This is a genomic window from Desulforegula conservatrix Mb1Pa, assembly GCF_000426225.1.
Lineage (GTDB): Bacteria > Desulfobacterota > Desulfobacteria > Desulfobacterales > Desulforegulaceae > Desulforegula > Desulforegula conservatrix.
The window spans coordinates 21,605-35,313 of the sequence record NZ_AUEY01000001.1; the positions used below are offsets into that span (position 1 = coordinate 21,605).

Genomic DNA, 13,709 nt, shown 5'->3' on the forward strand with positions numbered 1-13,709 from the left:
CCATTTTTTGATTCATGAAAACGAGGTGCTCTTTATGTTCAAAAATATGAAGCTTGCCACAAAAGTCATATCCGGTTTTATTACGGTCGCGCTGGTTGCCGGAGTAATCGGATTGATCGGCATCTTAAAAATCAAACAGATCAGTGATGCAGACACAATACTGTATGAAAAAGTCGCTAAACCGCTCGAAGAGCTTGCAAGTATATCCATTAATTTCCAGAGAGTCAGAGTCAATTCCCGGGATCTGATAAATGCCACTACAAAAGAGGAACAGGCCAATTTCACCAAGAGGATTACAGATCTTAGAAATGATATAAATGAAATAAGCGCGAGCTTTGAAAAAAGCATTATTTCAGATGAGGCAAAAAAACTCTTTGCAGACTTCAAACAGTCCAGAGCAGAATATGCTACCCAGCTTGACAAGATCGTCAGCTTTGTAAATCAGGGCAAGATTGATGAGGCTAGGGCCGTTCTTAAAGGAGATGCTGCTGTCGCGTCAAGAAACGAGCAAACCATTCTCGAAAAGCTTATGGAGAACAAAGTCAAACAGGGCAAGGAAATATCAGACAGCAATACAAACATTGCGAGCGCGGCATCTTATACCATGATAGCATTCGCGCTCTTCGGAATTCTTGCAGCTGTTGTTTTAGGCGTGTATATTTCCGCAATCATCAAAAAAATCATAAGCTCACTGCTTAATGAAACCAGAAATCTCGTAGATGCCGCTGTTAATGGCAGACTGGCCACAAGAGCCGATACAGACAGAATAAATTTTGAATTCAGAGGCATAGGAACAGGCCTTAATGAAACCCTTGATGCTGTGATCGGGCCTCTCAATGTTGCTGCGGAATATATAGACCGAATTTCCAAAGGCGACGTACCTCCTAAAATCACAGACACCTACAAAGGCGACTTTAACGAGATAAAAAACAATCTGAATCAGTGCATAGACGCGGTCAACAGCATGTCAGGCGATACCAGTTCTCTTGTCAAAGCAGCCGTTGAAGGCAGACTCGCGACACGCGCGGACGCTTCAAGGCACCAGGGAGATTTCCGCAAAATCGTTGAAGGCATTAATGAAACCCTTGATGCTGTCATCGGGCCTCTCAATATTGCTGCCGAATATGTTGACCGTATAAGCAAGGGCGACATACCTCCAAAAATTACTGATACTTACAAAGGCGACTTCAATGAAATCAAAAACAATCTGAATCAGTGCATAGAAAACCTAAATGGGCTCATCAACGAGATGAACAATATGTCAAGACAGCATGATCTTGGAGACATAGATGTCTTGATTGACGGAGGGAAGTTTACCGGCGCTTACAGGGAAATGGGCGAAGGTGTCAACAAGATGGTCACAGGCCATATAGCTGTGAAGAAAAAGGCCATGGCCTGCATTGCTGAGTTCGGAAAAGGCAATTTCGAAGCACCTCTTGAAAAATTCCCTGGCAAAAAAGTATTTATCAATGAAACCATTGAGGAGGTTCGCACCAGACTGAATGCCCTGATAGCAGATGCCAATACGCTATCCAAGGCAGCGGTTGAAGGCAAACTCGCAACAAGGGCAGATGCGACAAGACACCAGGGGGATTTCCGCAGAATAATAGAAGGGGTAAATGGGACCCTCGACGCTGTCATCGGGCCTCTTAATGTTGCTGCCGAATATGTGGACAGAATTGCAAAGGGCGACATTCCGCCAAGAATCACAGACTCTTACAATGGTGATTTCAATGAGATCAAAAACAATCTTAACCAGTGTATTGAGGCAGTAAACAATATGATAGCAGACGCAAATCTCCTTGCAAAGGCGGCAGTTGAAGGCAGGCTTGCCTCAAGAGCAGATTCTGCAAAACACCAGGGAGATTTCCGAAAAATTATTGAGGGAGTAAACAGCACGCTAGACGCAGTTATCGGGCCTCTGAACGTTGCGGGAGAGTATATTGACAGAATCTCAAAGGGAGATATTCCTCCTTCCATCACAGATAATTACAGTGGTGATTTCAACACAATCAAAAACAACCTGAATATCCTGATCGAAGCCAATAACGAGATAACGACGGTCGCAGAAGAAATTGCCGGGGGAAATCTTATGGTTTCCGCCAGAAGCAGGTCTGACAGGGATAAGCTGATGTTTGCCCTTGAAAGCATGCTTAAAAAACTGACTGAAGTTGTGGCAAACGTGCAGCAGGCCGCAAACCACGTTGCAAAGGGCTCAGAGGAACTGAGCGTCAAGTCCGAGCAGATATCGCAAGGCTCCACCGAACAGGCTGCGTCGGCCGAGGAGGTATCTGCTTCAATGGAACAGATGACGGCAAATATCCTGCAAAATGCCGAAAACTCCCAGCAGACCGAAAAAATAGCCACAAAAGCGGCCCAGGACGCGCTCCAGGGTGGCTCGGCAGTGGCGGAAACGGTCAAGGCAATGCAGGACATTGCTAGCAAGATTTCTATAATAGAGGAAATAGCCCGCCAGACTAACATGCTGGCTCTTAATGCGGCCATTGAAGCTGCAAGGGCTGGAGAACACGGCAAGGGCTTTGCAGTTGTTGCCGCTGAAGTAAGAAGACTTGCAGAAAGAAGTCAGAACGCGGCAGGAGAAATAAACCGCCTGTCCAGCTCAAGTGTTCAGGTTGCGGAAAAAGCTGGTGAACTGCTTGCGAGCATTGTTCCTGCCATCCAGAAAACGGCTGACCTTGTTCAGGAGATTACGGCGGCAAGCAATGAACAGAGAACAGGCACAGACCAGATCAATAAAGCCATTCAGCAGCTTGACCAGGTTATTCAGCAAAATGCCGCAGGTGCAGAGGAAATGGCTTCAACCACGAGCGATCTGAGGGAACAATCGGAACAGCTCCAGGACGCAATAAGCTTTTTCAGGACAGACAGCTCTTCAGGAAAAAAATCCCGCAGCTCAGGAGCTTCGAGGGCAATAGCGCCAAAACCGTCCCAGTCAGCCGGCCTCCTTCTTTCTCAAGGGAAAGGAGCAAAGCCTAAAGGAGCAGGGATTGCCATTGACCTTATAGAAAGAGGCAGAAAAGACGATCTTGATTCGGAATTTGAAGTTTACTAATTATATTTAATTACATCAAAGGGGTACGTGCATTGCTTGCACGCGCCTTTTGATGGGTAAATGTTGGGACAGTCACAAAGAATGTGATTAACCCAATCTAAAAGGCTCTGTTCCCGCTAAGTGTGGAATATTTATCATTCCAATAACCAACTAATACTTTTAATAAAAAACGCCTCCGGCGGGTCGCTTTTTGAAAAAAGCTCCGCAAAAACTTTCAGGTAATTAGACAGTGCATGCACAATTTTAGGGCATTTGCGTCTGATCATAATAAAAACATAAAGTTTTTGAGGTGACTTAAGGAACTTTTTACAAAAAGTTCCCCCAAGATCCATAAGTCCAAAAAGGATTATTATTTCGCTTTTCAACTTCTAAGGGGAACATAGCCAGCTAAAAAACCGATTTATGCGAAATTCTGCTCTGAAAGAACTAAATATAATAGCCTGGCGCAACGCTCAATATTGTTGAATTAGGCGTAAGTCGCGCTGCTCGACGTGAGAGGCACCATAAAAATCTTCTTTCTTATGGTGGGCTTCGCTGAAGCTCAGCACAACCTACATTTTTTAATTCAACAGCATTGTGGGACCAAGGGGCTGTTTCACTAATTATGCAACTTATTTCAACATCGGAGGACACACTCTCAACTCAATTATTTCCATGTACTAATTATATTTATGTTTAATTCAAAGAGGTGGATTTATGTTCAAAAATATGAAACTCGGAGGCAAACTGGCTGTTGGCTTTGGATTTTGCATCTTTGTAATAGTTGTTCTTAGTGGAATAACAATTACTCAGCTGAACAAACTGGCTCGTTTGCAGGATGAAGGAGCCAAGCTGGCCAAAGATGCCGTCATCACCATGGGGGCAGCCGGAATAGGAGAAGAAACCTATTCAGTAGTTGCCGACGCGATAATCAACCGAAATATTGCAGAAACAGAAAAAAACTGGGCCGCAATTAAAGAAAAAAACGACAAGGAATTCAAGGACGTCGAAGCAATAGTGGACACCCCGGAAGAAAGGGCTCTGCTGAAAAAGGCCGAGGGCGATTACGCAGAAATGGTAAAGCATTTCGAGAATGATCTTATGCCTCTGCTTAAATCAAATGGAGACGCTAAAAAAATATCGGATGTTGATGGAGAAATCGATCCACATAAAGTGGCCATCCATGAAAGCATGGTTGCCATATCCCAATCCATTGTAAAAGAATCGGAAAAAGGAGATCAGGTTTTTGATACGGCTCGTTCCGAGCTGACATGGCTTCTCATAATCTTTTCCATCATAGGCTCTCTGACAGCAGCTGGCTTTGCCTTTTTCATAACAGGCAACATCAAAAACATTATCAATATGCTTATGTCTGAAACCAAAACCCTTGTAGAAGCAGCTGTTAACGGCAGGCTTGCAACAAGGGCAGACACAGAAAAAATCAATTTTGAATTCAGAGGGATAGCAGATGGCTTTAATGAAACATTAGACGCTGTAATAGGGCCTCTCAATGTTTCAGCCGAATACGTGGACAGGATCGCCAAGGGTGATATTCCTCCGAAGATTACAGACATGTATAAAGGTGACTTCAACGAAATCAAAAACAACCTGAATCTCTGTATAGACGCCATAATAGCAATGATAACCGATGCCAATATGCTGACAAAGGCAGCGGTTGAAGGAAAACTAGCAACTCGAGCAGACGCCACCAAGCATCAGGGCGATTTCCGAAGAATCATTGAAGGCGTTAACAGCACCCTCGATGCAGTTATCGGGCCTCTCAATGTTTCAGCCGAATATGTTGATCGCATCAGCAAGGGCGATATTCCTCCAAAGATAACAGACAACTACAGCGGAGACTTCAAAGAAATAAAAAACAACATCAATGTTCTGATTGACGCAAATATCGATATCACAGCCGCTGCCGAAGCCATTGCAAACGGGGATCTGACCATCGACATACAAAAAAGATCCAACCAGGACAAACTTATGATTGCCCTGGATACAATGCTGAACAGGCTGACAGAAATAATAAATGAGGTTCAGGCCGCAGGGAATCAGGTCGCCCTTGGTTCTGATGACCTCAGCTCCAAATCAGAGCTGATATCCCAGGGAGCAACTGAACAGGCGGCTTCCGCAGAGGAAGTATCCGCATCCATGGAACAGATGACGGCAAACATCATGCAAAATGCCGAAAACTCCCAGCAGACAGAAAGAATAGCTACAAAAGCGGCTGAAGACGCCCTTGAGGGAGGATCTGCGGTTTCAGAAACAGTCAAGGCAATGAAGGATATTGCAAGCAGGATTTCCATAATCGAGGAAATAGCACGTCAGACAAACATGCTGGCCCTAAACGCAGCGATTGAAGCAGCTCGTGCAGACGAACACGGCAAGGGTTTTGCCGTGGTTGCTGCTGAAGTAAGAAGACTGGCGGAAAGAAGCCAGACTGCGGCAGGAGAGATAAACCGTCTGTCAAGCTCCAGTGTTCAGGTGGCTGAAAAAGCGGGCGAACTGCTTGCAAGCATTGTCCCTGCAATTCAGAAAACTGCTGATCTTGTTCAGGAAATAACAGCTGCGAGCAATGAGCAAAAATCAGGCGCTGATCAGATAAATAAAGCCATTCAACAGCTGGATCAGGTAATTCAGCAAAATGCGGCCGGAGCCGAAGAAATGGCAGCTACAACATATAAACTCAAATCCCAGGCAGAGCAGCTTAAAGAAGCGGTCGGTTTTTTCAGTACAGAAAGCACTTCAGGAAGAAAAAAACATGGCCAGCGTGGTTCTAAAGTAATTGCCCAAAGATTGCCTCAATCCAGAAACATCCTTCTTCCCCAGGGAAAAGGAGGCGGGGCAAGAAATTCAGGTTCCGGGACTTCAGGATCAGGGATTGCGCTTGATCTGACAGAAAGAGGCAGACAGGACGATCTTGATTCTGAATTTGAGGTTTATTAGTATTATTCAGCAACTATATGGTGCATGGGAAAAAACCACGCACCATAAGAAAAAATGGCTATGTACTATTTTCAGTATGATTGTCTGGTCTGAAAAAAGTGATTTACAAAAATATCGAAAGTATTGTTTTCCAAGCACCTGACATAATCATAAAGTTTTTGCGGAGCTTTTTACAAAAAGCGACTCGCCGAAGGCGCTCAAGCTAAAAATAAGACAGAGCCAAATAAGGAAATGCCTTATTTAATCACATTGCCAGATATACGCCTGCATTTGACGAATTATAAATACATCAAGGCTTAAGAATGGATTACAGAGATAAATATTCCGGAGGAGATGAAACGACTGAATTCCTGGAAAAAAAAGGCATCAGGACGACTCTTTCGGATTCGGATTTAAAACGGCTTTCTGAGTTTATATATACATATTCAGGGATAAAAATGTCTCCTGAAAAAAAGTCTCTGCTCGAAGGAAGGCTTAAAAAAAGGATCAGACATCTAAAAATAAAATCATACAGTGATTATTGCGATTATGTCTTCAGCAATGAAGGAATGAAGAATGAAATCATTCACATGGTCGATTCGATAACCACAAACAAGACAGATTTTTTCCGGGAGCCAAAGCATTTTGAATATATAACTAAAATCCTTTTGCCTGAAATGATCAAGAATAACAGCAGTCCTGATCTGAATCTTAAAATATGGTGTGCGGCTTGTTCTTCAGGCGAGGAGCCTTATACCCTGGCAATGGTCTTAAGCAGTTTTGCCGAAAAAAGACAGGGACTGGATTATGCGATTCTGGCTTCGGATATTTCCACAAATGTGCTTTATAAGGCTATCATGGGAATCTATGAAGAAGACAAAATATCTCCGATACCCATTTTTTACAAAAAAAAATATCTGATGCGAAGCAAGGATTCACAAAAAAAACAGGTTAGAATTATTCCGGGGCTCAGGGAAAAAATATTGTTCAAAAGAATAAATCTCATGGAGCAAAGTCTGCCTGTTATTAAAACAATGGACATTATTTTCTGCAGAAATGCCATTATATATTTTGACCGTAAGACTCAGGAAAAGGTCATAAATAATCTTTGCAATCATCTGAGGCCGGGCGGATATCTTTTCATGGGGCACTCGGAAACTCTAAACGGCATGAGGGCCCCTCTCGAAAATGTTGGGCACACGATATACAGAAAAATTCTTTAAAAAAGTCCGGTTTAAGTCATTCCGGCAAAGACCTGAATCCAGAACTATCTAAAATTGCTTGATGAGGGATCAAGTCTGGAATGACGCCGACGCCTTCTTTTGACTTTTTGCGGCCTTGTCAACATTTAACTGGAACATAGCCAAAAAGAAAGATCCATATTCAAGACGCTCAAACCTTCCTGGAATGAGACTTACTTGAAGTATGCCTCATTGTGCAGCGCAGAAACCGGACTTTTTGCGAAGCCATCCAAAATAATGATTCGACATTTTTATGTTTTTATCTGCATAGATATCAGATCAAATTGTATTAGCACTTTTTTGGCATTTGAGGCTGCAACATGACAGATATTCAGGCAAACAATAATCAAAAAAAACCTGGAGCCCTGAGGCTAAATCTGCCCGCCGTCTTTTTTATCGCTATTACATGCCTGATAGCGCTTTCAGGACTGATAGGCTGGTTTTCAGACAATTGGCATATGACTACCTTTGGAATAGGCTATGTTCCCATGGCTCCAAGCACGGCTATCCTCCTGTTGCTGCTGGCTTCGGGTGTGATGCTCTCTTCCAATAAGCCTCTCAAAAAGACCGCAAAATCTTTCTCGCTCTTTTCCATGGCAGTAACTGCGGTTGTAAGCCTCATGGTCCTTGGCGCCAATTTTTTTGAGAGTTGGCACTCTCTTCAAACTGCGATGATGGGAGCCCCTGAAACCATTAATAATATACCTGTGGGGAGGATGTCCCCTCTTACAGCCACGGTCTTTATACTGGGCGTAATTTCCATCATGACGAGCCTTAACATTTCAAAAGGAAACAGAATTCTTTCAAGTATCAGCACCATATCCTCTTTTCTGTCCGCATCCATCTGCTTAGCTGTTATTCTGGGATACTCAGTAGGCCTTCCCCTGCTTTACGGAGGAAAAATAATCCCAATGGCTTTGCTGACGGCTATTTCCTTTATTTTTTTTAACCTGGGCATCTTGATGTCTTCAAAATACGGGATCCTGTTTATTTCAGAATTCAGGTCAAAGGCCAAGGCTCCAGACCATTATCCTGATCCACAATGGGCAAAAATTCAGGTTATTTCCTTTCTGCTTATTTCGGCCATAATATTGGCATCAGGTTTTTCCCTGCTTCAAACCCAGATAAAGGACGCAAAAAATAAAATACACCAGGAACTCTCCCTGATCTCTGATTTCAAATCACGCCAGATTTCGGACTGGTATTACGAAAGAAAGGATGACGCAGGGATAATAATGGAAAGCCAGGCTCTACAGACCCAGATGTCCCGCTTTCTGAACGGCCAGGAAGATGATCAAGGATATGAGCAGGACAGACAGGAGCTTCTGAAATGGATGGGAACCATAGAAAAAGAGTCTGATTATGCACAGATTATTCTTTATGACGCAAAGGGTGTGGCTCAACTATGGACCATGAAACCGGATCTGGAGATAATAGGCAAGGATGAAATCAAACCATTCTGGGAGACTCTACACAGCAAAAAAATAGTGATTGGCAATCTGCATAATCATAACCCATCCATTAAAGAAACCCCGGCCCGTATTTACATGAGTATATTCATACCCGTGGGAATCATTTCTGATGCAGAGAAACAGGCTAAGGGCGTCCTTATGCTTCACATAGATCCATTCAGACACCTTTATCCCCTTATTCAGGCATGGCCGACCAACAGCGCAACGGCTGAAACGCTCATAGTCAGCCAGGAAGGCGATAAGGTGGTTTTTCTTAACGAGCTACGCCACATGAAAAATACGGCCCTGAGATTGAGGCTCCCGCTCAAGTCCGACCTCCCAGCGGCGATGGCGTTAAAAGGGATTAAAGGAGTTGTCGAAGGCATTGACTACAGAAACAGGCATGTGCTTTCCGCGCTTAATGACATTCCCGGAACAGGGTGGCATATTGTGTCCAAGATTGACATGGATGAAATTTACGCACCCATCATAAAAAAAATATGGACGGAAATATTTATTATAATTGCCCTCGTACTCATGACCGGCATGTTCTTTTTTATTATTGAGAATCAAAGAAGCGTGAAATTCTACAGAAGCACACTGGAAAAAGAACAGGAAAATCAGAAAACGAAGAATGCCTTAATAGAAAGCCAGCAACACTTCAGAACAATTTTTGACCAAGCTGCCGTGGGTATCTGCTACGTGGATCTAAGCGGAAAATTTCTTAAAGTGAATAACCGCTTTTGTGAAATCACGGCCTACACCGAAGAAGAACTGTACAATATAACTTTCAAGGAAATAACCCATCCTGACGATCTTGGGGCTGATCTTGAAAAGGTGGATGAACTTATTAGCGGGAAAATCCAGACCTATTCCCTCGAAAAAAGATATATTCGCAAGGATAAATCCATAGTATGGATCAATCTGACCGTTTCTCTCGATCGTTTTCCTGACGCCACTCCGAAGTCTTTCATATCTGTGGTCGAGGACATATCTAAAAGGATAAAAGCTCTCTCTGACCTCAAAGAGAGTGAAGACAGGTATGCAAAAACAATCGAAGCCCTCAATGACGGAATGTGGGACTGGAATGTCCCCAGCGGCAAAGCTTATTTCAGCGACCACTATTACACCATGCTCGGATATAAACCGCAGGAATTTACAGCCAATTACACCAAGTGGAAAACCATCGTCCATCCCGAAGACATAGACAGGGTCGAGCAACATCTCAATAACAGTATAATGGCTGACAAAGCATTTAACATAGATCTCAGGATGAAAACAAAAGACGGCGGATGGAAATGGGTTGCGACAAGGGGCAAGGCTGTTGAGCATGACAGCAGCGGCTCTGTGGTACGGATGATGGGAACCCTTAGCGACGTATCCGAGCGCAAGTCAATCGAAAATCAATTAATTGAAGAAAAGGAAAGGCTTCAGGTAACGCTCCGCAGTATTGGAGACGGCGTCATCACGACCGATACCTGCGCGAAAATAACAATGATGAACAAGATAGCCGAAGACCTTACCGGCTGGAAAATAAATGAGGCCGTTGGCAGATCCATAAATGAAATTTTATGTTTATCACATAAATATTCAAAAAAGGAATGTGAAAACCCAGCCCTTAAAGTTCTGGACACAGGAGAGATAATAGACTTTGAAAGCAACACGGTTCTGACAAACAGGAATGGGAAAGAAATAAGCGTGGAAGACAGCGCAGCTCCCATAAAAGACAGCGACAGCAAAACAATCGGGGTAATAATTGTTTTCAGGGATGTCACAGAAAAGCATAAAACAGAGGAAGCCCTTCAAAACGCCCAGAAACTTGAATCCCTCAGCATTCTTGCAGGCGGCATAGCCCACGACTTCAACAATCTTCTCGGGGGAATTTTCGGCTATCTTGACATGGCCCTCGAATTTGCCGGAGACAAGGACTTCAATGGAACCCAGGCAACCATTTCAAGCGCTCTCAGTGTTTTTGAAAGAGCCCGGGATCTGACCCAGCAACTTCTGACCTTTTCCAAGGGCGGAGCGCCTGTAAGAAGAACCGAATCAATATCCAAACTGGTCAGGGAGTCCGTATCTTTTGCACTTACAGGATCCAATGTCGCCATGATTTTTGAGATTCCTGAGAATATCTGGCCGTGCTATTTCGATACAAACCAGATAGGGCAGGTCATGGACAACATAGTAATCAATGCCAGGCAGGCCATGTTATCAGGTGGAATTCTAAAGGTAAATCTGACGAATATTCCACAAGACAAAGCACCGGCGTTATTAAAGCAAAAAAAATACGTCAAAATCTCCTTAAGTGATAATGGGCCTGGAATTCCAAAAGAAAGCCTGTCGCATATTTTTGACCCTTTTTTCACCACAAAGGCCCACGGAAATGGCTTAGGCCTCGCTACATGTTACTCCATACTAAAAAGACACGAAGGTATGATTGAAGTTGAAACAGAAAAAAACAAAGGCACTACTTTTCATATTTATCTTCCTGCTTCAACCGAGGACACAGTGATTATAAAGACAGAAACCAGCTACACCTTCAAAGGGCAGGGGAAAATCCTTGTCATGGACGATGAAGTGGCAATGCTGAAAGTGACATCCGCCATGCTTGGCAGATTCGGATATGAAACCCTAACTGCTGCGGACGGAGACGAGGCGATAAGAATCATCAGACAATCGGTTCTTGAAAATCAAAAAATTTTCGCGGCCATCCTTGATCTTACAGTTCCCGGAGGCAGAGGAGGCAAAGACATTATTAAGGAAATACAGACATTGGATCCGTCAATAAAAGTAATAGCTTCGAGCGGGTATTCAGGAAATTCGGTCATGTCAGACCCTGAAAAATTCGGCTTTGTCGCATGCCTTTCCAAACCTTTCAGAATTTCAGAGCTTGCCAGAATACTCGAAGGGCTATCTGACTCAGATAGAATTTTTGATTTTGAAGAAAACAGTCCAACCTGATGGAAACAGGACTGTCTGCTATACTCATCAATGTCACAGCTTGAACATTTGAAATAAGTCAGGCTGTTTGGATGGCAAGCCTGTTGTTGCATCATTACTGGAAAACCCTTTTGAAAAAGGGTTTTCCAGACCTTTCCCAAAACTTTTATGTTTTTTTATGACGAGTTGATAACATATGTTTTTAAAGCAAAAGAATCCATAACCGAAAAGTTTTTGCCAAGCTTTTTTCAAAAAGCGGCCTTTGACCTTTTATCTAACAGAAGAGTTCAATTTATGACGATGTGAAGTATATCTTTTCAAGGACAGTTTATAACTCTTTACACCGCTCTGTTCGGCCTTTACCACTTTGACATATTGGGCATGGATTCAAAAAGCATTTAACAAGGGGAGAATTTCTGTTATTGTGATTGACTTGTGGCGGAGTATTCAGTTGTCCGCCCCGGATCAGGCTCTTGCAGAAAGGCCTTATCATTTGGCGTTCAGAATAACGCTGGGAATACAGGCACTTAAGGCCATAGGAGTACATTGCTTTACCACTTGAGCTGACACGATGCGCTCAAACCCTGAAAGCAAAACGGGGTAGCGCTTGAATGCGGATTGGAAGTTATTATGATTACAGGGCACGGCGGTGATATCCAGGAAACTGCGGCAAGACTTGGCTGCGCAGTCACAGAACTCGTGGACATGAGCAGCAATCTTAATCCGATTGGCCCTTTACCAGGCCTTGAGGAATTTCTCTGCAAAAACATCAGATCAATCATTACTCTGCCAGACGCCGACACTGATCGGGTTTCAAGTTCGCTGGCAAGGCTGTATGACTTGAGCGCCGAAAACATCTCTGCAGGGAACGGCACTACGCAATTCATCTATAATCTTCCTCTTGCCCTGAAATTCAAAAAGGTTCTCATTTTAGGGCCAGTTTATGCAGACTACGCAGACGCATGCGCAATGCACGGAGCAGAAACGACCCTGTTCATGGCTGACAATGACAAAGGATTCGAATGGGATTACAAAAAGCTCGACCATGAGCTAAAAATTCGCGACGCCGTCTACATATGCAACCCAAACAGCCCGACAGGAAAACTGACAGATGCGGCTGAGATAGCCAAACTTGCCGCCCAAAATCCTGATAAATGGGTGATCGTCGATGAGACCTATCTTCCTTTTCTCAAAAACTGGAAAAAACAATCCCTGCTCTATTCAGACCTGAAGAACCTCATAGTGTTTCACTCCATGTCAAAAATACACAGGCTTCCGGGTCTCAGGATAGGATTCATGAAGGCGGACAAGGATGTGGTGAGCAAATTCATGGATTTTTTCATGCCATGGTCCATAAACAGCCTTGCCCAGTCCGCCGTTTTCCATCTTGCGGAAAGAAAAACCGACGTTGAAAAATTCATTAAGGACTCCGCCAATTACGCGTATGAACAAAAACAGATAATCATGGATGGCCTGAAAGGAACAGGAATCGATTTTTTTGCAAGCAGCTCGGTTTTCATGCTTGGCAAAACTGGCCCAGGACTTCCTGATTCTGCAACGCTTCACAACATGATGCTTGAAAAAAAAATCATGATAAGGGATTGTTCCAATTTCAAAGGACTTTCCGGAAGACATTTCAGAATTTCGCTTCATACACAGGAGAACAATCTGAACTTTGTAAAAGCAATCCGGGAATGTATTGGTCCTAAATAGGCACCGAAAATATTTGTTTATGAGGTTTATATGGAAATAACACCATACTGCATGATAATAACAACCTGCTCCACATATGATGAAGCAGCCCATATAGCGAACGGCCTGATAGGGAACAAGCTGGCCGCCTGCGTTCAGCTTTCCGAAATCAAGAGTTTTTATTCATGGGAAGGCCAGATCCAGCATGAGCCAGAAGTAAGACTGATGATCAAGACAAGAACCTGGCTTTATCCTGAAGTTGAGGATTTTATAAGAAAAAATCATTCATACTCCATTCCTGAGATTATTTCTGTTCCCATAGACCGGGGAGAGCTTAAATATCTCAGCTGGATGGATGAAGTGACAGGGAAGACAATAACAGGCTGATTTAAAAAATTACAA

General features: G+C 43.5%; 6 protein-coding genes. All 6 read left to right on the forward strand.

The annotated features are described in order from the left end of the window. Positions 1 to 34: 34 nt before the first annotated feature. The 6 genes from K245_RS22355 to cutA all read left to right on the forward strand — a co-directional run bounded on the left by K245_RS22355 (position 35) and on the right by cutA (position 13,694). Positions 35 to 3,073: an MCP four helix bundle domain-containing protein gene (locus K245_RS22355; protein ID WP_051283712.1), complete on the forward strand. Its 3,039-nt coding sequence runs from the start codon at positions 35 to 37 to the stop codon at positions 3,071 to 3,073. A 696-nt stretch (positions 3,074 to 3,769) separates the two neighbouring features. Continuing rightward, positions 3,770 to 6,004, forward strand: a complete 2,235-nt coding sequence (locus K245_RS22360; RefSeq protein ID WP_051283713.1) for a HAMP domain-containing methyl-accepting chemotaxis protein — start codon at positions 3,770 to 3,772, stop codon at positions 6,002 to 6,004. 302 nt (positions 6,005 to 6,306) lie between these two features. Further along, a complete protein-coding gene (locus K245_RS0100125) occupies positions 6,307 to 7,206 on the forward strand; it encodes a CheR family methyltransferase (protein WP_084156065.1) in 900 nt (299 codons plus the stop codon). Positions 7,207 to 7,544: 338 nt separating this feature from the next. After that, positions 7,545 to 11,636 (forward strand): PAS domain S-box protein, encoded by a 4,092-nt coding sequence (locus K245_RS26080; protein ID WP_051283714.1) that lies wholly within the window; start codon positions 7,545 to 7,547, stop codon positions 11,634 to 11,636. A 609-nt stretch (positions 11,637 to 12,245) separates the two neighbouring features. Beyond that, on the forward strand, positions 12,246 to 13,328 hold the full coding sequence (locus K245_RS0100145; RefSeq protein WP_027357677.1) for a pyridoxal phosphate-dependent aminotransferase: 1,083 nt from the start codon (positions 12,246 to 12,248) through the stop codon (positions 13,326 to 13,328). 30 nt (positions 13,329 to 13,358) lie between these two features. Further along, positions 13,359 to 13,694 carry a divalent-cation tolerance protein CutA gene (gene cutA, locus K245_RS0100150; protein ID WP_027357678.1) on the forward strand — a complete coding sequence of 112 codons (336 nt, stop codon included), beginning with the start codon at positions 13,359 to 13,361 and terminating at the stop codon, positions 13,692 to 13,694. The last annotated feature ends 15 nt before the right edge of the window (positions 13,695 to 13,709 follow it).